Below are 18,480 nucleotides of genomic sequence, written 5' to 3' on the forward strand. Positions count from 1 at the left end.
TTTTTTGTTTTCATACTTGTTATTCTAAAAACAATGCTTACATTTGAATATTATTTATAATGAGTCTAAATAAATGTATATAGTATGTGTGATACCAAGATTCTAAGTCAACGCGGAGATACCCACATTAGTGTTTGCCACAAGTGCAGAACATATTATATCTGGCAGCAAAATTTTGTACTGACATTTACACAGAATAAGTTTTTCGATTTTCTGAACATCATTAAGAGTAATGGCGACGAACTTTTCTTCAGTTCATTCCCGGATGGTGAATTTCGCTTGATTATGAAGACGCCCTATCCTGATATTGTTTTCTCGTTTGACGAAGAGCAATGGCAAAACTTTAGGGATGCCTTACAAGAATCGTATTACATGAATGAATTTTATGGCATGTTAAACAATTAAGATAAAAAGTCCTGTTGCTTCGCTTGTGTTTCATCTCTCTTTCCTTATGCGTTGCCAACAGGCACAAACAAAACCCTCAGTGATATCCGTATGAACATACAGATAGCTACTGAGGGTTCTTCTTTATCTCGTGATGCGGTTATTCGCCTATCGCATAATATTTAAAATCGAGATCTTCAAGCTGTTTTCGATTCAATAGTTTCCGGCCATCAAATACAAAGGCAGGTTTCTTCATCTGATCTTTGATCTTCTTCCAGTCATAGCTTTTGAATTCATCCCATTCTGTTAATATGGCAACAGCGTGTGCGTCGTCGCAGGCTTCATAAGGCGTATTGACAACTTTGACCAAGAGCCTATTTTCTTCCGATGAACGCGTGTTCAGATAATCCAAGTCAGCGTAAATACGTTCCGCAGATACTTTTGGATCGTACACCGTAATTTCTGCCTGCTCATTTAATAGATAATCGGCAACGTAGATCGCTGCGGATTCACGGGTATCATTGGTATCTTTTTTAAATGCCCAGCCCAAAAGGCAATCTTTTTTTCCCGATACGGTATTGTACAATGTCTGGATGATATTGTCAGCAAAACGTTGCTTTTGATAATCATTCATTAAAATAACCTGATCCCAGTATTCAGCGACTTCCGTAAGCCCATAACTGCGTGCGATATAGACGAGGTTGAGGATGTCTTTCTGAAAACATGACCCGCCGAAGCCAACCGATGCCTTTAAAAATTTAGCGCCTATACGTGTATCCATACCAATAGCTTTGGACACCTCATCAACATTGGCTCCCGTTTTCTCACAAAGAGCAGAGATCGAATTAATAGAAGAGACCCGTTGCGCCAGAAAAGCGTTGGCGGTCAATTTAGAAAGCTCGGAAGACCATAGATTTGTCGTCAAGATTTTGCTTTGATCTACCCAATGTGCATAGATATCTACTAATGCTGCAATTGCTTCTTCATTTTCACCGCCGATAAGTACACGGTCCGGATTGATCAAATCCTGTATTGCCGTTCCTTCGGCGAGGAATTCCGGATTGGATAAAATATGAAAATTCACACCGTTGCCGGTATTATCAAGGATACTTTTCAATGCCGCTGCTGTACGTACCGGAAGAGTGGATTTTTCGACAACAATCTTATCGTCTTTGGCGACTGCCGCGATCTGACGAGCACAAAGCTCAATATATTTTAAATCCGCAGCCATCCCCTTTCCTTTTCCGTAATTCTTGGTTGGGGTATTGACCGAGATAAAAATCATATCGGCCTCATCAATAGCCTTGTTGATATCGGTTGAGAAAAACAAATTGCGTCCCCTCGCTTCAGCAACGATTTCTTGGAGCCCTGGTTCATAAACAGGAAGGTTTTCCAGGTTTTCATCATTCCAGGCTGCAATACGCTCGGCATTCATATCAACAATGGTGATCTCAATATGAGGACATTGTTTCGCAACAACCGACATGGTCGGACCGCCCACGTAACCAGCTCCTATACAGCATATTTTCTTGATAGTTTTACTCATTTTGATTATCTTAATCAGCTATAAATTGAACAACAAATGTAAAGAATTCGAAATTGTTTTTGTCGATAAAAGTCAATATTTCATTTCGAAAGTATAAAAATAGGACGTTATTGTAGCATAGTGGTTCCATCGAAGCCTTTGTCTGGCTCAATCTAAAGGTATAAGAACTAACGTGGGCGGATTAGCTGGGGTTAAATCTCTTTTTGAGCAGTTTGTTTAGACAACAAAGGGGCTGTATAAATAATTGGATCGGGACTAAAATCTATCAGATTTATACTAATTTTACATTAAAAATAGGAGCACGATTTTGATAAAGCAAGAAGTTATTGACAAAGTACTGGAAACGGCACGCATAGAGGAAGTGGTGGGAGACTTCGTTGATTTAAAGAAGCGTGGTACTTCGTTGATCGGAAACTGTCCATTTCACCACGAAAAAACACCTTCATTCCACGTTTCTGTCTCAAAAGGTATCTACAAATGTTTTGGCTGTGGTGTTGGGGGATTCCCTCAAATTTGTGATGGAACTGGAAAAGTTCTCCTATCCCGAAGCGATTCGTTACCTGGCTGATAAATATTCCATTGAGATTGAAGAAGTTGAGCGGTCTCCAGCACAGCTTGCTGCGCAGGATAAAAGAGAAAGTCTGTATGTCTTGAGTGCCTGGGCAGGTAAATTTTTCGTAGAACAGCTCTGGAAAAGTGAAATGGGGCAAGTCATCGGACTCAACTATTTCAAAGAGCGGGGATACCGTGAAGATATCATCAAGAAATTCGAACTGGGTTATTCGCCCGAAGAGTGGACGGCACTGGTGGATAAGGCGCAGGAAGCGGGCTTCCATCCGGATTACCTGGCTGCAAGTGGACTGGCTATTGAACGTGACGATAAATCGCTCTACGATCGCTTTAGGGGCGTGTCATGTTCCCGATCCATAATTTAACCGGACGTATTATCGGGTTTGGTGGACGTACGCTAAAAACGGATAAGAAGGTCGCCAAATATGTGAACTCGCCCGAAAGTGAGATCTATCATAAGTCAGATGTACTCTATGGGTTGAATTTTGCCAAAAAGGCAATCATGGAAGAGGACAACTGCTATCTCGTCGAGGGCTATGCGGACGTTCTATCTGTACATCAGGCCGGTGTTGAAAATGTGGTTTCTTCCTCGGGAACTTCCCTGACCACAGGTCAGATTAAATTGATTTCCAGATTTACCAAAAATGTAACCATACTCTATGATGGGGATGAAGCCGGTATAAAAGCCTCATTACGTGGTACCGATATGTTGCTGGAGGAAGGGTTAAATGTAAAGGTATTGCTCTTCCCGGATGGGAATGATCCCGATTCCTATGTGCAAACCTATGGAGCCACAGCCTTTAAGGACTACGTGAAATCTCATCAGCAGGATTTTATTTTCTATAAGACCAATATTTTACTTCGCGATGCCAACAACGATCCGATCAAAAGGGCCGAAGTAATACGGGATGTTGTTGAGAGTATTGCTTTGATTCCCGATGAGATTAAAGTTTCTGTTTTTATTCGGGAATGTAGCAGTTTATTGGATATTGAGGAACGTATTTTGCTTGCTGAGCTCAACAAGATAAGGCTGAATAAGGCAAAAAAGGCTGATAAGGATGCCTCTCGCAAGGCTCAAAATACCCCTGCAAATACGGGGATGCCACCTTTTGGAATGGATGGCCCACCGCCTGATTTCTTTATGACAGATGATGAGCGTGGAGGCCTGCCAGCGATGGAAGCAACAGAGCAACCGACACAGCTGACCGCTGAGATCCTGCAGGAGCGTGAGATCGTCCGTATCCTGATCAACTACGGCGATTACCTGGCGACCTGGGAAGGGGATGGCGATATTCCAGTTGCAGGTGTCTTGCTGGGTAATATCAGCGATATCGAATTTAAAGATAAGGGTGCTGCATTTATTCTGAAAGCTTATCGGGATGCTGCTGAAAATTATGAAATCCCCGATGCAAAATTGTTTTATTCCCATGCGGATGCTGCAGTTTCCGAACTGGCGATCAATTGCGTGGCGACGAAATATTCACTCAGTGAAAACTGGAATGACGACAAACGCAAGATCTATGTAACTCAGGAGTATGAGCATCTCAAACAATTGGTTGTAGAGGCTATCTATCGGATAAAAAAGCAGAAGATAGGCGCGGAAATGCATCATATTCGTGAGGAAATGAAGCAAGAACAGGATGTTGCTAATCTGGAAGTGCTTATCTTTAAGTATCAAAAACTCAAAGAAGCGGAGCGTCTTCTAGGGGATTTTTGGGAAATACAATTGTAAAGTGATCCAGATGATATGGCGAAGCATCTTGAAATAGGAATACAGGGCGAACAGTTGGCCATGGAATACCTGATCGAGATGGGCTATAAAATAATGTTAAGAAATTGGCGATTTAAGAATTTAGAAGTAGATTTGATCGTCATGGATGGAGATACCCTGGTATTCGTGGAGGTGAAAACACGGTCGACGACAGATTTTGGTGAGCCTTATGAATTTGTGGATGTGCGCAAGCAACGGCGACTGATTCGGGCGGCGCAAGCCTATATATTAAAATATGCATATAGTGGTGAAGTGAGATTTGATGTGATAGCTGTAACGAATAACACGCATTCAAAACTTACTTATATTAAAGATGCATTTTGGGATAGTTGAGAATAGTATTGCGCTATTCGATCTGAAATGAAATATCTTGGCTGTGTAAGTCATCAGATTACCAAATTTCTGGTTTTGAATCAGACTTTTTGTATTATAAAAATGAAACGATCATGGTTTATTCAAACATACTGTTTTATAAAAATGCGATCGTTTCATCAGCTTTAAAAATAGATTATATAGATGAAAAAAATCACGTATTTTATTGCGATTGCAACACTTGCTTTTGCTTCCTGTAAATCGAAAAAATCTGCTTTGGAATTTGCGTCACCTGGTGCAAACCAAGCCGTTTTAAAGGGCAGTCAAGTGCAATTAAAATTGAAATTTGACGCAATTACCATGGATTCTGTCGCTTACTTTGTGGACGACAAACATGTGGGTTCCTCTACAGATACTGTAGCGATCACTGTAGAGACCAAAGATATGGCCTATGGCACACGCAATATTTCCGCAACAGTCTACAGTGGCGGAAAGTCCGATTCCGTATCCAGCACGTTCTATGTAGTTCCTGCAAGTGCAAAGAACTATGGATTCCAGGTTGTCAACAAATACCCGCATGATACCACAGCATTTACCCAAGGACTTCAGTTTGCCGATGGTGTATTGTATGAGTCAAATGGACGATATGGTGAGTCTAACCTTAGAAAAGTAGACCTGACGACTGGAAAGGTCTTGAAGGAAATCAAATTCGATGAGAAAACTTTCGCTGAAGGGATGACTTTAGTGGGTAATAAATTGTTTATGCTAACCTGGCAGCAAGGTGAGGGATACGTCTTTGATAAAAATTCATTTACAAAAGAGAGCTCATTTAAATACGAAAATAGTAAAGAGGGCTGGGGATTACCTATGATGGAAAGCGTTTGATCAAGTCAGATGGCTCCAATAAATTGTTTTTCCTGGATGCCGTTACTGGTAAAGAGTTGGGCTCAATTGGTGTATATGATGAGAATGGTCCGTAGATCAATTGAATGAATTGGAGTATATTGATGGAAAAGTTTACGCGAATGTCTATCAAAAGGATGTTCTCGCAATTATCAATCCAGAGACAGGTGCTGTAGAGAGTAGGATTAATCTGGTCGGAATCTATGAACATACTTCAGCTTATGATAATGAGCTGAATGGAATTGCCTATGATCAGGCCAATAAACGCTTGTTCGTAACTGGTAAGTTGTGGAATACACTGTATGAAATCAAAGCAATAGAAAAATAGCGCGTATTAAGCGAAATGCATAAAAAGAAAAGCGATGTCCCTGGGTATCGCTTTTCTTTTACTGTGAGTCTAACAGCGCCAATATCATGTAAAGGGTATTGATCGTTCATGCGAGGCGACTTGGTCCAGGATAGACCTCCTGAGAAACACAAACTCGTATAAATTCGTCGCACGCAGGATATTGATGCATGGATCCTTCAAACATTAAAAAGTAGCCGCCACGCTATATCGCAGGGACTACTTTACATCTTGGCCTCTATAACTAATGCGATCAGACAGAAACCAACAAAGACAGATCTTGTCGTAAAACCTGCCTGCTTTCACAAGCGCAAACGACAATGGAAATCAACTTGAAGTTCTTTTTGGCCAATAAACCTAGGGCTGTGAGTTTATTGATACCTTGATGAAAAAACGAGAATCAATAAAACCTTGATGCTCTTATAAGCATCAATAGCCATGAAATCAACTGAAGGTTCTTTCTGACCAATAGAAAACAGACATTTTTAGAAAAAAACAGACACTATAAAAAGGGATGAAACATATGTTCCATCCCTTTTCTATTGATTTATATTTTGTTATTAATAAACAGGAACAAAGCTCCAGTTATCATCAAAACGAGTTGTACCATTTAGGCCTGTAGCAACATAACCAGTTGATCCGATTGTGTAAGCAACAGCATCTTGTCTTGCACCACCACCAAGGGCTGTATTGTCACTTGTCCAATAGTCGCCGCTGATATTATATTTCACAACTGAACTTATTGCAGTCCCTTTTAATCCACCAGCTAAGAAACCACTATTGCCGATAACGAAAGCAGCAGCATTAGAACGAGTCATATCATAACTATATGTGCCATCGTTTCTGTTTAGATCTGCTAATTGTGTCCATTTGCTACCATCAAATTTGTAAAAATCTGCGGGGTAACCACCATTGGAAACTCCGCCGCCAACATATGCGGCATTACCCGATACAAATACAAAAGCACCTTTTCTCTTAGCTGTAAATGGAGCATCAGGAATGGCTTCCCATTTATTTAAATCTGGGTCATATTTGAAAAACTGATTGGTAAAGGAAGTACCATTTGCAATCGTTGTCTCTCCTGTACCCACATAGGCTTTTCCTCCGATAGTAAATGCTACAGCATTTGCTAATACGATAGGTAAATCAGCAACTTTAGTCCATTGTTTTCCTTTTTCTGCTGAAGGGTCAAATTTATAGAAATCTTTCAAGAAGTTTGCGCCATCATTACCGCCACCTACATAACCAAAATCTCCGATAGCAAAAGCAATTGCACCACGACGACCACTGCTTTCTGCGTTATTATCCGCTAATGGATCTTTTTCGCTCCACGTGTTGGATGCTGGATCATAAGCATAGGTGTTTTTAGATTAACAGGCTTGCTACCTGCATTGTTTGATTGACCTGTAGTTACATAAGCGATGTTTTTTATTACAAAACTTGCTGCAGAGGAAGTTTGTGGACCTTTGTAAGCTGCTTTTTGAAACCACTCAGTAGATTTATCTTCAGTGTTGTCGTTGCTTTTTTACAAGAAGAGAATGATGTAACTGTAACTACAAAAGCTGACAATACGAGTAGCCAATTTTTCTTGTTCATAAATTATTGAAATTTAGTATAAAGGATGTTTAATTTAATTCTTGGATCATTACCATCTTTTGCCAATATCAACCGATTCGCTGTACTTGATAGCTGTGGAGGTATTGCTACTGAAGTCCCACCTACAGTTCCAACTGGTACTGGCAATGGGGGTAAAGATAGATATAATGAAGTGTTTTTATATGCTGTTGTTTTAATTTTATTTAAATAATCAATCAAATTAAAGGTGTATTTACCATTTGCGTCTCCAATTTTAATCAATCGGGCCACTTGCATCGCGTTTGCAGTCTCTAATGATGCTAAGGCACTAATAGGCGTCCCTTCGCTATTTGCGACCATAAGGACCAAATTACTTGGTTGCTCATAGCCTTCCAGCGGGTTATTTTCTGCTTCAATGACAAGTTCCACCTTATTGATTGAAATTGTTGGATCATTGACCAATGATAATAACGTAGGGAACTCAATTTTCGCTACAACACCACTTGAACCTTCTAAGAATGTATTTCCGTTGGTTTTTTCAACATCAATCTGCGGATTTGATAGCGTCATCGATGCAAACTTTGTCGCCGAACGATCTGTCTCAATTTGGTTATATTGGTATGTTTTGCTGTCAATAGCAAAATACTGCTTGCCTCTTGTCTTGTTTCCCTCATTGTTTTCAAAAGAATAGTGCACCTGTAGGAAAACAGTGTCTTTAAAGCCGATAATCGCTGTATTGTTATTATCTGGAACAAGCGCTAACCCTTTGAAATATTCTTGAAAACTCGTGTTATTTTGAATCTTGTTATCACCATCTTTGATCAATCTGAAAAGTTCATTGCTAATGGTACTATTGAATTTAAAGAACAATGAATCCGTTGCTTTGACACGAGGGTTAAAGGACAGCTCTGCTAATGGTGTGTTTTCATAAGCAAATTTCTTATTGCTGAATATACTGGCTGCAGTCACATAAAATGGTCGTGCAGTCGTTGGCTGTGTCGGATCAATTGGTGTCAGGGTGATATCATCCGTAACACGATGAACAGCGATTTTTTGCATTTTGGTTGTATCACCAGAATAGTATTTGTTCGGACTTAGAACCAAAGACACAGAATCCAATACCGCATCATCTGGAATGGCGGTACTGTTTATTGTACCAATTCCCAAACGCATATAAGAAGTTGACTTGACAGTACCAGTGACAGCATTGCTATTTTTTCCTACCAGAATCGTACCCGTATTTGAAGTTGGAAGAGGATCCATTGGTAAGTGGAAACTTTCACGGAAACAGTATCAATTGGTACTACGCCAATCGTTTCATCTCTTGAGTTATCCAAAGAAAGTGAAATGTCTTTATTACAACCGACAAAAGCTGCCAACGTAAAAAGTGGAAGTAAAAATTGTATACTACGTCTCTTAAAGTTTTTGATCATATTAATTTTTGAATAGTGCAAAAGTAATCAATGCTTACTGTTAATCAGTGTTATATTTTGTTAAATATGGTTAATTACCACAGCGATTGCAAATCTAGTAATTTAAATTTGTTTTCATTATGGGTAGAAGATTTAAATTGCTGATCAGCTTGATCGTTTTAATAGGCACAGGAATCACCGTTGTGCTGGGGATCTGGCTTTACGGAAGTTATACCAATCGGCGAGATCTTTTTCTTTCCACAGCTGAGCGGTCGCTCTTTAATGCGGTACAGGAGGTATACCAGGCGGAAAATGGTGATCAACGATTGGATGGGCCTGAGACCGAAAGAGATCAACTGCTCAACGATGTGAAAAAGAACTTCTACCTGCGGTACCGGAGACGGTGCTTGATGAGGCCTTGCAAAGGGTACGTGCCCGCCAGCCACACAAAGAACACGCTTTTCGAGGTGATCCCGATCGAAAAGGTAAAATGTATTCCAAAGATCGTGATCATCAGAATGCTATTATTCCGCCCTTTTGTTCCGTGATTTTGAAATGAATAAAACGAATCTAGACCAGATCGACAATAAATTCAAAGAATCACTGAGCAATAAAAGCATTTCGGTACCCTATGAGCTGAGTATCGTGACGATTCCACGTGAACAGGTAAAAGACGTGCGTCGCGAATATCGGGAAAAGAACCTGGCCTGGACCAGACCGATGATGGTCAACCCCTAAAGAATGAATTCCTCGTTGTTAAATTTCAGGAGGATTGGAAATACCTGCTGTATAGCTTGAGCTGGCAGTTACTGATTTCGCTGCTGTTGATAGGTCTTTTGTTAGGAACCTTCTTTTACCTGATGAAAACCATTTTTAAACAAAATAAAATGGCGGAGCTCGAAAGAACTTTGTTGACAATATGACCCATGAATTGAAAACTCCAGTATCCACCGTAATGGCGGCGATTGAAGCCATACAATTATACGGAGTGCGGGAAGATAAGGTAAAGATGGACCGTTACCTTGATATTTCTAAAAAGGAACTTGAGCACCTCTCCGGCATGATTGAAAAGGTCTTGCAGATGGATATTGACGCCTCTCGGGGAATAGTATTGCAACGATCGGATTTTGATATTATCGCGATGGTGGCAAGTGCGATTGAAGTGGCTCAGCTTAATAAAACAAAAACAGTAGAGGTGGAGCTCTTTGCTGATCCTGGATCGATCCTGATCAAAGGAGATGAGTCCCATCTGAAAAATGTCATCAATAATCTATTGGAGAATGCCATTAAATATGCCGGACCACATGTTAAGATTAAAGTCGAAATAATAGGGGCTAAGGAGCATGTCCAGATCCATATTACGGATAATGGCAAAGGTATTGCAGCCGAATACCATCAGCAGATCTTCGATATGTTTTTTAGGTACCTTCGGGCAACTTACATGATGTGAAAGGTTTTGGACTGGGGCTTGCTTATGTCAAGCAGGTTGTCAAACGCCATGAGGGCAAGATCAGTGTAGCGAGTGAGCTGGAAAAAGGGAGTACTTTTATGATCAGGTTACCATATTAACCTAAAGAAAGCTATCTTCAACATAACATTAGTATAGAAAAAGCATTATTATTGAACTACAGGAATTATGATTAATATTTTATACGTAGAGGACGAACCGAGTCTGGCGATGATTGTTGCAGATAGTCTGGAGGCTAATGGTTTTCATGTCGTACACTGCAACAATGGGCAGGAGGCCTTGGACTCTTTTAGCATAGCGAAACCGGATATAATGGTCGTAGATGTGATGATGCCTGTCATGGATGGGTTCACCTTGGCGGCAAAAATCCGCGAGATGGACTCCTTGCTTCCCATTATCTTCTTAACAGCGAAAGTGCAGACAGAAGATGTGGTCCGGGGATTTCGTCTCGGGGAGATGACTATGTCAAAAAACCGTTTAAAATCGAAGAATTGGTCGTACGGATCGAGTCCCTGTTAAAGAATAGCCCCAAAATGCTCTTTGGACAGAAGCTGATGATCGGTGATTATACACTGGACAGTTTAAAGCACCAGCTGATTTATCAGGAGGAAATGCTCAAGTTGTCTTTTCGTGAAAGTGAACTCCTCCGTAAGCTCTACGAACAGAAAGATAAGGTAATCGCTAGAGAAGAGATCATGCGTGCTTATTGGAGCCATGATAAGTACTTTACAGGACGAAGCCTGGATGTATTTATTAGCCGTATACGGAAGTATTTAAGCCAGGACCCAAGGATCAAAATTACCAATATACGCGGGGTCGGCTATATGCTTACAGTGGATTGATGACGGTGTTCCACGTGGAGATTTTTTATTCTTTTCGCATTCGATTAGCCTTCCCGCCCATACCCCGTATATGATAGGTAAAACTCAAGATGGCATATCGGGTAATTGCATTGGATTGGGATACACGTACCCAAAGGTCGTTGACCTGTTGATTGACGTTTTTATTGTCATTAAAAATATCAAAAACCGTTAGGTTGATCTCTGCATTTCTCTTTTTGAACAGCTTCTTGCCGACGGAAACATTCCACAATAAACTCGTTGTACTGGGTGCGTTGAGGATACTTCCGTTATATAAGTAATTGAACGTCGAATTTAGGGTCCAGCTTTGCAATAATGTCAACGCAATGGAATTGCTGATGGTATGTTTATAAACAGAATAATTGGATTTTTCAGTTGCCGAATTTTTTGAATAGGATAAATTTCCATTATAATCCAATCCGATGATCAGTTCCTTACTGAACGCTGTGTTCACGCCAACGCGTTGACTCATACCATATGTTTTTGCATCTACTTTTTCCAGATTCAACAAGGTGTAGTTTTGATTGAAATATAGATTATTATTTAGGTTGATATTGAGCTTTAAGGGTTCTATACGATAACCAAGGCTATTGTGCCACTTTAGGTTGTAGACACCATCAAAATTCTCGGGTTTGATATATTGCCCTCCCGGCCCCAGTACGACATCGTTCTCAATGGTAAATGCTGAATCGGTTGTAAAGATGGTATTTGAAATCTTATCCTGAATAAAATCTGCCGTAAAATCTGATGTAAAGCTTCGACCAGAAGCCTTATTGATAGACCTAAACTGCATAACCAGGTTGTGGTCATATTCCTGTTTTAGGTTTGGGTTGCCCGAAGTAATACGTAGTGGGTTCTGATTATCGATAAAATCCTGTAACTGCTCAATGGCAGGCGTATTCGTTTTGGCATTATAGCGCAATTCAATACGTGTTTCCTTGTTGAAGTTATATTGGAAATTCAAGTTTGGCAGCAGACTGTTGAAATGACTCCTTGTTTTTAATTTGTTTGGAAATAGTTTGTCATTTAACTGATTGGCGGTCTGATAATCCAATCCGATTTGAAATCGTATACTATCTTTTTATTGAATAAATAGGATACCCCAGCACTATGGTAAACAAAGTCATTGCGAAATTCATTCGAAAGACGGTTTTCAACTCGCCCAATTGTTCTGTTTCCGCTAGGAATTCATACGTTTTACGGTCAGAATAACGAGCCGTATTTCGGAAGGTGTAATTACCCTGCAAACGGGAATATTTATCCAGCATCTCGGTATAGGCGATTTTTGAGCGAAAGCCATTGTTGTCGCCATTTGAGTAATTACGATTGTTTGTGGTGTCAATTCGACTAAACTCCCCGTTCCTATAATAGGTATTCAAGGCATAGTTTGCAGCATTCCCCTTGTTTGTGCTGAAAGAACCATTAAAATTGACACTAATAGTTCGTCCCGGTTTGTTTAGCCTACGCATATAAGTCAGATCGCCACCCCAGTTGAAATTTTCGCCAAAACTGCTGTTTCCTGTTGGATTGGTTGAGCATTTCGCTCAGGTTTAATAAGGTACTGCCCAGCGAGCTGCTATGCCTATTGTTGCTCTGGTAGGAAAAATTGGGTTGTATGTCCAGCTTTTGAATAGAATCTATTTTCCAGTTCGCCCGCAGGGAGAAGGCGTGATTGTTTGTGTAGGTGCTGCCAGATTGCTGTTGATTGTTGATCTGGTTGGCCCTATTGCCTGCCGTATATTCCGTTTTGTTTTGGCTGATGGTATTATTGTCGGTATAGTTGTAGGTATAATTGGCGTTGAAATCCATCCGGTCCGCAAAAAAACGGTCGAGATAGTTGAATCCAGCATTGAATCGTGTTGTGACGCCCTGTCCTGTGCGTCCGCGCGTGTTGCCTCGTGGCGCAAAACCATTGGGCTGATTGACGTTATTGGTATTGATATCTATGGAATATTGGCGCTTTGGGTTCATTTTGGTGACCTGCGTATTGATCGCATACTTCTCATCCGGACCAGCTCCACCACTGATTTTGCCAAAGTAAGATTTTCTTTTATCCGGTTTGGTGACAATATTGATCACTTTTAGGCGTTTTCCATCATCAAATCCACTGAATTTCGCTTGTTCGGTTTTGTCATCAATAAGCTGAACTTTGGCAATGACATCCGCGGGTAAGTTTTTAAGGGCTACTTTTGGATCGGTGCTGAAAAATTCGCGACCATCAATAATAATCTTACTTACGGCTTCCCCTGCGCCTTTACATTACCATCTTCGTCAATTTCTACACCCGGGATCTGTTTGACCAGTTCGTCGGCATCTGCAAAATCAGGTGTAACATATTTTTTTGCATCAAATTCTAAGGTATCGCCCCGCACCTGTACACTCGTCGGTGAGATGCTGATTTCGTCCAGCACGATCTCCGAGCTGTTGAGCTTAAAGTTTACCTCCACAGTTTTACCAGCTAATTTGATCTTCCGAATATCTGCCGTATAGCCCATTGGCTGTACCGAAATCAGATAATCACCATTGGGAAGTGCGACACTGGTAAACTTGCCCAGGATATCCGTTGGTGTTTGCAGCTTACTGGAGTCTTTTAAGGCAATGATCGTAACACTGGCACCTGAAATAGGTTTTGAACCGTTGCTATCCATGAGCTTCCCCGAGATATACTGCTGGGCAAAAGCATTCATTTTTAACAGCATTAAACTAAGCGAGAGGATAACAGTTGTCCAGGTTTTGATTTTCATTGGTTGATGTTGTCTGCGTGGTTTTAGGCGCGGGTGTTGGTTCTATTTTTTTATTTGTCAAATTTATGCGACTATTTGATACGAATTACTATCATTTTAGTTACAATAATCCTAACTGAATGGAAAGATTAGATATATTTGCAGTAGAATTAGAAATCAACTGAACGGCATAGTATATGAAAGAAAGTGTTTTGAGTAGAAAAGAGCGTATTATGAAAGAAGCATTGCTGCTTTTTTCAGACCAGGGCTATACCAATACGTCTACCAAAACAATAGCGCAGAACGCTGGCGTTTCTGAGGCTTTGATATTCAAACATTTTGGTAACAAAGACGCACTCTTGGTCTATTTGATCAAATCCGGATATCGCAAGGTCCTGACCCATCACCGTGGGATGATGACCTATCGTGAACCCAAAGACTTTTTACGTACCATGATCAACCTTCCCAATAAGTTGGTCAGTGCTGAACCCATATTCTGGAAATTACAGGAGCGCCTGTCCCACCACCCGTTCTCCAAACAACAACATGAGCAGTTCATGAAACCAGTGCAGCCGATTATCCATCGTGCTTTTGAAGAACTGGGCTATGAAAATCCTGAATTGGAAACGCAATTCCTCCTCTTGATCATTGATTCATTTTGGAAAAAGGAAGCTATTGGCGAATTGGAGCATGTTATGGAATTGACGCTGTTTCTGGAGAAAAAGTATAATTTGATTTAGATTATAGTATTGAGTATCTAGTATTTAGATTCTCGTTGTTTAAGCTTACAGCTGATACTTCGTTTGTTTTTACTCTTGGGTATTTTGGGCTTGCTTAAGCTTATTGCAGAGACTTAGCCATAACTGACGTTCATTAGCTAATCAAATCCATCACCAGATTCATCCCGAAATCGGTTCCCGGCAAAATCAACGATAGACAATAGGTACATTCGGCAGTACTTCTCAGGTATTGTATCCTTATATTCCCTTTGTTGCGCTTGAAATGCGTCTTGTTGCATGTTTTAATAAAATTGTTGCAAAAACAATTTCATATTATCCAAAATAATAACGTTATTAGTATTCTATTTAAGACATTATACAAACTAATTTATGTTCAAAAATTCAGTCTGGGCCTATTGGCGTTGGCCAGTGCGCTATCATTTGCGAAGGCACAGGACAAGAAAGATTTTGTAAAATACATCAATTCCCAGCATGATTGGGTAGATGCTGTGTTTAATACCTTGACGCCAAAAGAAAAAGTGGCCCAGTTGTTCCTCGTAAGGGCACATACTAATCTAGGTCAGAAATATATTGATTCCGTTGCACAGGTTGTTCAGGATGAACATCTGGGTGGTCTTGTGGTTTTTCAGGGCGGTCCCGTGCGCCATGCGGACATGTTCAATCGTTATCAGTCTTTATCTAAAGTGCCCTTAATGATCACTTTTGATGGAGAATGGGGCTTGGTATGCGTATGCCGGATTCTACGTTGTCATTCCCTTATCAGATGACGCTCGGTGCTGTGCAGGACAATCAATTGATCTACCGCATGGGACGTGAGGTTGCGCTGGATTTTCATCGTATCGGTATGCATTTCAATTTTGCACCAGATGTGGACATCAATAACAACCCAAAAAATCCGGTCATAGGTATTCGTTCTTTTGGCGACAATAAATATAATGTCACCAAAAAGCAAAAGCCTATATGGACGGTATGGTGGATGGCGGTATCTTGGCTTCCATTAAGCACTTCCCGGGACACGGTGACACCGATGTAGATTCACACCATGACCTGCCTAAGCTTCCTTTTGATAAAACCAGATTGGATACGCTGGAACTGTACCCTTTCAAAGAACTTATTAAAGCCGGTGCGCCAGCGGTTATGGTTGCGCATATGAATATCCCTGTCTTGGATGATACCCCGAATATGCCATCCTCTATTTCTAAAAAGGTTGTTACAGATCTCTTACGGAATGAACTTGGCTTTAAGGGCTTAACAGTGACTGACGCAATGGACATGAAAGGCGTCAAAAATTCTTCCCGAATGGTGAGGCCGATGTTCAGGCAATCATTGCCGGACACGATCTCCTTGAGGTATCCGAAAATAGTAAACGCGCCATTGACCTTATTCTGAAAGCTATTGAATCGGGTCGGATCTCACAGGCAGATATTGATGCACGCGTGAAAAGAGTATTGGCTGCTAAACTCTGGTTGGGCCTAGACAAATACCAGGCAACCCCGCAGCAGAATCTGTATGCCGATTTACATAGAGCGTCTGCAGTTCAGCTGATTGATGAATTGTCCAATGCTGCTATTACAGCCCTCAACAGCACCGAAAAATTAAAATCCTTTAAAAAGGATCTACCTACAGCGATTATCAATGTCGGTGTTGCTGCCAATCAAACATTCCAGAACGAACTGGCGTCGGGATTGACCAACGAAACACAATATTTTGTGCCAGACAGCTTGAGCAAAGATGATATGAAACGTCTTGTGAAAGAAATCAAGAAAAACAAGCAATACATCATCGCTGTACACGATACGCGGTTACGCCCACGCCCTACAATGCAATTGAATGAAAATGTACAGGACCTGATGAAGAAGTTTGCAAAGAAATCCATCTTGACCCTATTTACAAATGTATATGCATTAGATGGCGTAGAAGCATCCAAGAAAGCGAAGACAATTTTGCTCGCTTATCAAAATGATGCTTTTATGCAGCTAGCTGCTGCCAAAACAATATTGGGACAAAATGTTCCTAAAGGAAAGTTGCCTGTTACCATCAATAAAAAATTCAAGTACGGACAGGGCAAATAAGGTCGCTATAAAATCACACCAATAAAAGAGCCCTCCTGGATCGCGCTGCTGCCATCAGCACAGCGATCCGGGAGGGCTCTTCTTATTTTTTTATCAATGCCAATCTTGCAGACGAAGATTAGCTCTCCTCATCTTCCTCCCGACTGTCAGAAGGACGACTCTCATTTTTCAGCCGGTCTATTGCAGTGACGACATATTTATAACGTTGATTCTGTTTGATGTCATCATCTGTATATTGGAGTTTATCGGCATCGTATGTGATAAAGATAATTTTGCTTGGATCTTTGATATTGACGTGCTCACCTACGACAAATCGATAGACGACATAACCATAGGCCGATTGACCGTCACTGGCTACATCCGGTTTCTGCCAAAAAAGTGTATTCATTTTTCCGTTGGCGGATGATTTTACCAGCAAGCCGAAAGGAGCGTTTGGTGGAATGCTGTCCAGCCAAGGCATTGTCGGGGGTAAAGCAGGGCTACGATACAGGTCATTTCGCATGGAGTCCTGTAATCCGGCCAAATTGTCCATGAGCGATTTGGAACTGAAATAAATACTTCCTTCTACATCATGTTCTTCGCGTAGGTGGCGTACCTGTCGAGGGATCTGACTTTTGTCGGTCCATCCGGTTTTATTTTCTGTTACACGGTAAGCTCCATGTCCCACATAAAAATGCCGACCATAGGTATGGCGTTGCCACCAGGATACCAGAACCTCATATGCCGCTGCGCGGTTTTTAAATGGAAAGTAAATCTGTGGATTGATATAGTCGATCCAGCCTTCCTGCATCCATTTTACACCATCTGCATAGAGCTCACGATAGGCACTTAGCCCACGTGTTTCCGAGCCAATACTATTGTTTTCCTTATTATCCCATACACCGCATGGACTGATTCCATATTTGACATAAGGTTTTATCCTTTTGATCGCAATGCCGAGGTCACGCACGAGCATGTTCACATTATTGCGTCGCCAGTCTTCAATATTTTCAATGCCATTATTATACTGGGCAAAAGTCAGCTGATCCGGGACGGATGTACTCCGGCTATCGGGATAAGGGTAAAAATAATCGTCAAAATGGATACCATCCACATCGTAATTCTTGACAACATCCATAATGACATCGATGATATATTTACGGACATCGGGTAGCCCTGGGTTGAAAAGCTTTTTCCTGCGTATGTAAAGAACCATTCCGGGTGACGTTTGGTAATATGGTCCTCTGAGAAATGTGCGGGATTCAAGGTGGTTGAGGCCCGATAGGGATTGAACCAGGCATGAAGTTCCATGCCTCTTTTATGTGCTTCCTCAATGGCAAATTCTAAAGGATCATAAAATGGCGACGGGGCTAACCCTTGCTTTCCTGTCAGGTATCTGCTCCAGGGCTCACGACCTTTGCCATAAAAAGCATCTGCTGCAGGCCGCACCTGTAGGATGATTGCATTTAGACCCGCACTACGGTGCTGGTCCAGGAGGTCTATAAATTCCTGCTTTTGCTGGGCAACATTATTGCCCGCTCTGACCGAAGGCCAATCTATATTACCTATGGTTGCAACCCATACACCACGAAACTCTCGCTTAGGTATTTGTTGGGAATATGTTCTGATCGAAAATAAACAGATAAAAAGGCAAAAAAAGAATATAAATATGTTTTTCCGTCATTCTATAAATTGTAGCCAACAAAGATAGGGAAGCATTTCTTACTTTTTCCTAAAAAATGTAAGATGTTTGTTGGATACTTGTTAAAAGAATGTCAGCTTGGTTTTCAAATTGATAATAATGCAAATACAGGTAACA

The 18,480-nt window shown here is 41.0% G+C and carries 27 protein-coding genes and 2 pseudogenes; 19 read left to right on the forward strand and 10 right to left on the reverse strand.

The features are described from left to right. The first annotated feature begins 84 nt into the window (after positions 1-84). Positions 85-405, forward strand: a complete 321-nt coding sequence (locus tag KUH03_RS21915) for a hypothetical protein (protein ID WP_257096544.1) — start codon at positions 85-87, stop codon at positions 403-405. Between the two features lie 139 nt (positions 406-544). Here KUH03_RS21915 and KUH03_RS21920 read toward each other — a convergent pair whose 3' ends face one another. Next, positions 545-1,930: a nucleotide sugar dehydrogenase gene (locus KUH03_RS21920; protein WP_257096546.1), complete on the reverse strand. Its 1,386-nt coding sequence runs from the start codon at positions 1,928-1,930 to the stop codon at positions 545-547. 307 nt (positions 1,931-2,237) lie between these two features. On the opposite strand from KUH03_RS21920, the gene KUH03_RS48955 reads away from it, so the two are divergent. From KUH03_RS48955 to KUH03_RS21940, 6 genes and pseudogenes are all read left to right on the forward strand, one after another. After that, entirely contained in the window at positions 2,238-2,498 is a 261-nt protein-coding gene (locus KUH03_RS48955; protein ID WP_373564775.1) for a CHC2 zinc finger domain-containing protein, read from the forward strand. Then, on the forward strand, positions 2,449-2,865 hold the full coding sequence (locus KUH03_RS48960; RefSeq protein ID WP_373564776.1) for a hypothetical protein: 417 nt from the start codon (positions 2,449-2,451) through the stop codon (positions 2,863-2,865). The genes KUH03_RS48955 and KUH03_RS48960 overlap by 50 nt, the downstream gene beginning before the upstream one ends. Then, complete coding sequence (locus tag KUH03_RS21925; RefSeq protein WP_373564777.1) at positions 2,844-4,232, forward strand: DNA primase; 1,389 nt, start codon at positions 2,844-2,846, stop codon at positions 4,230-4,232. The genes KUH03_RS48960 and KUH03_RS21925 overlap by 22 nt, the downstream gene beginning before the upstream one ends. A 15-nt stretch (positions 4,233-4,247) precedes the next feature. Then, on the forward strand, positions 4,248-4,604 hold the full coding sequence (locus KUH03_RS21930; protein WP_257096547.1) for a YraN family protein: 357 nt from the start codon (positions 4,248-4,250) through the stop codon (positions 4,602-4,604). Positions 4,605-5,027: 423 nt separating this feature from the next. Continuing rightward, a pseudogene (locus tag KUH03_RS21935) lies at positions 5,028-5,563 on the forward strand (glutaminyl-peptide cyclotransferase). 5 nt (positions 5,564-5,568) lie between these two features. Beyond that, positions 5,569-5,814, forward strand: a complete 246-nt coding sequence (locus tag KUH03_RS21940) for a glutaminyl-peptide cyclotransferase (RefSeq protein ID WP_257096549.1) — start codon at positions 5,569-5,571, stop codon at positions 5,812-5,814. Positions 5,815-6,392: 578 nt separating this feature from the next. On the opposite strand, the gene KUH03_RS21945 is transcribed toward KUH03_RS21940, so the two are convergent. Continuing rightward, entirely contained in the window at positions 6,393-7,103 is a 711-nt protein-coding gene (locus KUH03_RS21945) for a Kelch repeat-containing protein (RefSeq protein WP_373564835.1), read from the reverse strand. 328 nt (positions 7,104-7,431) lie between these two features. Further along, the gene (locus KUH03_RS21950) at positions 7,432-8,670 is read right to left on the reverse strand and encodes a DUF4270 domain-containing protein (protein WP_257096561.1); all 1,239 of its coding nucleotides are present in this window, start codon (positions 8,668-8,670) and stop codon (positions 7,432-7,434) included. A 289-nt stretch (positions 8,671-8,959) separates the two neighbouring features. Here KUH03_RS21950 and KUH03_RS21955 point away from each other — a divergent pair, with 289 nt between their 5' ends. The 7 genes and pseudogenes from KUH03_RS21955 to KUH03_RS21985 all read left to right on the forward strand — a co-directional run bounded on the left by KUH03_RS21955 (position 8,960) and on the right by KUH03_RS21985 (position 11,129). Beyond that, entirely contained in the window at positions 8,960-9,367 is a 408-nt protein-coding gene (locus KUH03_RS21955; protein ID WP_257096563.1) for a hypothetical protein, read from the forward strand. A 7-nt stretch (positions 9,368-9,374) separates the two neighbouring features. Next, positions 9,375-9,557 carry a hypothetical protein gene (locus KUH03_RS21960; RefSeq protein ID WP_257096565.1) on the forward strand — a complete coding sequence of 61 codons (183 nt, stop codon included), beginning with the start codon at positions 9,375-9,377 and terminating at the stop codon, positions 9,555-9,557. 169 nt (positions 9,558-9,726) lie between these two features. After that, a pseudogene (locus KUH03_RS21965) lies at positions 9,727-9,891 on the forward strand (histidine kinase dimerization/phospho-acceptor domain-containing protein); the annotation flags it as partial. Next, positions 9,880-10,269, forward strand: coding sequence for a sensor histidine kinase (locus tag KUH03_RS21970; RefSeq protein WP_373564836.1), 390 nt, complete (start codon positions 9,880-9,882; stop codon positions 10,267-10,269). The pseudogene KUH03_RS21965 and the gene KUH03_RS21970, both read left to right, overlap by 12 nt. Further along, on the forward strand, positions 10,266-10,388 hold the full coding sequence (locus KUH03_RS21975; protein ID WP_257096567.1) for an ATP-binding protein: 123 nt from the start codon (positions 10,266-10,268) through the stop codon (positions 10,386-10,388). The genes KUH03_RS21970 and KUH03_RS21975 overlap by 4 nt, the downstream gene beginning before the upstream one ends. Positions 10,389-10,455: 67 nt before the next feature. After that, positions 10,456-10,806: a response regulator transcription factor gene (locus KUH03_RS21980; protein WP_257096569.1), complete on the forward strand. Its 351-nt coding sequence runs from the start codon at positions 10,456-10,458 to the stop codon at positions 10,804-10,806. Further along, positions 10,779-11,129 carry a winged helix-turn-helix domain-containing protein gene (locus KUH03_RS21985; RefSeq protein ID WP_257096571.1) on the forward strand — a complete coding sequence of 117 codons (351 nt, stop codon included), beginning with the start codon at positions 10,779-10,781 and terminating at the stop codon, positions 11,127-11,129. Before KUH03_RS21980 ends, KUH03_RS21985 begins: the two co-directional genes overlap by 28 nt. Before the next feature lie 25 nt (positions 11,130-11,154). Here KUH03_RS21985 and KUH03_RS21990 read toward each other — a convergent pair whose 3' ends face one another. The 4 genes from KUH03_RS21990 to KUH03_RS22005 form a co-directional block, all read right to left on the reverse strand. Beyond that, on the reverse strand, positions 11,155-12,201 hold the full coding sequence (locus KUH03_RS21990; protein WP_257096573.1) for an outer membrane beta-barrel family protein: 1,047 nt from the start codon (positions 12,199-12,201) through the stop codon (positions 11,155-11,157). Between the two features lie 19 nt (positions 12,202-12,220). After that, on the reverse strand, positions 12,221-12,616 hold the full coding sequence (locus tag KUH03_RS21995; protein ID WP_257096574.1) for a hypothetical protein: 396 nt from the start codon (positions 12,614-12,616) through the stop codon (positions 12,221-12,223). Further along, positions 12,609-13,226: a hypothetical protein gene (locus tag KUH03_RS22000; protein WP_257096576.1), complete on the reverse strand. Its 618-nt coding sequence runs from the start codon at positions 13,224-13,226 to the stop codon at positions 12,609-12,611. The genes KUH03_RS21995 and KUH03_RS22000 overlap by 8 nt, the downstream gene beginning before the upstream one ends. Before the next feature lie 155 nt (positions 13,227-13,381). After that, positions 13,382-13,891, reverse strand: coding sequence for a carboxypeptidase-like regulatory domain-containing protein (locus KUH03_RS22005; RefSeq protein ID WP_257096578.1), 510 nt, complete (start codon positions 13,889-13,891; stop codon positions 13,382-13,384). 176 nt (positions 13,892-14,067) lie between these two features. Between KUH03_RS22005 and KUH03_RS22010 the strand changes: the two genes are divergently transcribed. After that, positions 14,068-14,610: a TetR/AcrR family transcriptional regulator gene (locus tag KUH03_RS22010; protein ID WP_223581494.1), complete on the forward strand. Its 543-nt coding sequence runs from the start codon at positions 14,068-14,070 to the stop codon at positions 14,608-14,610. 137 nt (positions 14,611-14,747) lie between these two features. Here KUH03_RS22010 and KUH03_RS22015 read toward each other — a convergent pair whose 3' ends face one another. After that, on the reverse strand, positions 14,748-14,888 hold the full coding sequence (locus tag KUH03_RS22015) for a hypothetical protein (RefSeq protein ID WP_257096580.1): 141 nt from the start codon (positions 14,886-14,888) through the stop codon (positions 14,748-14,750). A gap of 12 nt (positions 14,889-14,900) precedes the next feature. Here KUH03_RS22015 and KUH03_RS22020 point away from each other — a divergent pair, with 12 nt between their 5' ends. From KUH03_RS22020 to KUH03_RS22035, 4 genes are read left to right on the forward strand one after another with little or no spacing between them, the layout of a single operon-like run. After that, complete coding sequence (locus KUH03_RS22020; protein WP_257096582.1) at positions 14,901-15,377, forward strand: hypothetical protein; 477 nt, start codon at positions 14,901-14,903, stop codon at positions 15,375-15,377. Next, the gene (locus tag KUH03_RS22025) at positions 15,374-15,643 is read left to right on the forward strand and encodes a glycoside hydrolase family 3 N-terminal domain-containing protein (protein WP_257096584.1); all 270 of its coding nucleotides are present in this window, start codon (positions 15,374-15,376) and stop codon (positions 15,641-15,643) included. The genes KUH03_RS22020 and KUH03_RS22025 overlap by 4 nt, the downstream gene beginning before the upstream one ends. Continuing rightward, entirely contained in the window at positions 15,571-15,999 is a 429-nt protein-coding gene (locus KUH03_RS22030) for a glycoside hydrolase family 3 N-terminal domain-containing protein (protein ID WP_257096586.1), read from the forward strand. The genes KUH03_RS22025 and KUH03_RS22030 overlap by 73 nt, the downstream gene beginning before the upstream one ends. A 47-nt stretch (positions 16,000-16,046) precedes the next feature. Continuing rightward, positions 16,047-16,682, forward strand: coding sequence for a glycoside hydrolase family 3 C-terminal domain-containing protein (locus KUH03_RS22035; RefSeq protein ID WP_306429687.1), 636 nt, complete (start codon positions 16,047-16,049; stop codon positions 16,680-16,682). Positions 16,683-16,800: 118 nt separating this feature from the next. Here KUH03_RS22035 and KUH03_RS22040 read toward each other — a convergent pair whose 3' ends face one another. Together KUH03_RS22040 and KUH03_RS46385 are read right to left on the reverse strand one after the other, a co-directional pair. Then, complete coding sequence (locus KUH03_RS22040) at positions 16,801-17,799, reverse strand: glycoside hydrolase family 10 protein (RefSeq protein ID WP_306429688.1); 999 nt, start codon at positions 17,797-17,799, stop codon at positions 16,801-16,803. Continuing rightward, positions 17,700-18,332 (reverse strand): glycoside hydrolase family 10 protein, encoded by a 633-nt coding sequence (locus KUH03_RS46385; protein WP_306429785.1) that lies wholly within the window; start codon positions 18,330-18,332, stop codon positions 17,700-17,702. The genes KUH03_RS22040 and KUH03_RS46385 overlap by 100 nt, the downstream gene beginning before the upstream one ends. Positions 18,333-18,480: the final 148 nt, after the last annotated feature.

Source organism: Sphingobacterium sp. E70, from assembly GCF_019285695.1.
Taxonomy (GTDB): Bacteria; Bacteroidota; Bacteroidia; order Sphingobacteriales; family Sphingobacteriaceae; genus Sphingobacterium; species Sphingobacterium detergens.

Coding starts and splice junctions, on each gene's coding strand:
- KUH03_RS21915 (WP_257096544.1), top strand. CDS start 85: ATGTGTGATACCAAGATTCTAAGTCAACGCGGAGATACCCACATTAGT.
- KUH03_RS21920 (WP_257096546.1), bottom strand. CDS start 1,930: ATGAGTAAAACTATCAAGAAAATATGCTGTATAGGAGCTGGTTACGTG.
- KUH03_RS48960 (WP_373564776.1), top strand. CDS start 2,449: ATGGAACTGGAAAAGTTCTCCTATCCCGAAGCGATTCGTTACCTGGCT.
- KUH03_RS21925 (WP_373564777.1), top strand. CDS start 2,844: ATGTTCCCGATCCATAATTTAACCGGACGTATTATCGGGTTTGGTGGA.
- KUH03_RS21930 (WP_257096547.1), top strand. CDS start 4,248: ATGGCGAAGCATCTTGAAATAGGAATACAGGGCGAACAGTTGGCCATG.
- KUH03_RS21950 (WP_257096561.1), bottom strand. CDS start 8,670: ATGGATCCTCTTCCAACTTCAAATACGGGTACGATTCTGGTAGGAAAA.
- KUH03_RS21955 (WP_257096563.1), top strand. CDS start 8,960: ATGGGTAGAAGATTTAAATTGCTGATCAGCTTGATCGTTTTAATAGGC.
- KUH03_RS21960 (WP_257096565.1), top strand. CDS start 9,375: ATGAATAAAACGAATCTAGACCAGATCGACAATAAATTCAAAGAATCA.
- KUH03_RS21970 (WP_373564836.1), top strand. CDS start 9,880: ATGATTGAAAAGGTCTTGCAGATGGATATTGACGCCTCTCGGGGAATA.
- KUH03_RS21980 (WP_257096569.1), top strand. CDS start 10,456: ATGATTAATATTTTATACGTAGAGGACGAACCGAGTCTGGCGATGATT.
- KUH03_RS21995 (WP_257096574.1), bottom strand. CDS start 12,616: ATGCGTAGGCTAAACAAACCGGGACGAACTATTAGTGTCAATTTTAAT.
- KUH03_RS22005 (WP_257096578.1), bottom strand. CDS start 13,891: ATGAAAATCAAAACCTGGACAACTGTTATCCTCTCGCTTAGTTTAATG.
- KUH03_RS22010 (WP_223581494.1), top strand. CDS start 14,068: ATGAAAGAAAGTGTTTTGAGTAGAAAAGAGCGTATTATGAAAGAAGCA.
- KUH03_RS22015 (WP_257096580.1), bottom strand. CDS start 14,888: ATGCAACAAGACGCATTTCAAGCGCAACAAAGGGAATATAAGGATACA.
- KUH03_RS22025 (WP_257096584.1), top strand. CDS start 15,374: ATGACGCTCGGTGCTGTGCAGGACAATCAATTGATCTACCGCATGGGA.
- KUH03_RS22030 (WP_257096586.1), top strand. CDS start 15,571: ATGGACGGTATGGTGGATGGCGGTATCTTGGCTTCCATTAAGCACTTC.
- KUH03_RS22040 (WP_306429688.1), bottom strand. CDS start 17,799: ATGGATGTTGTCAAGAATTACGATGTGGATGGTATCCATTTTGACGAT.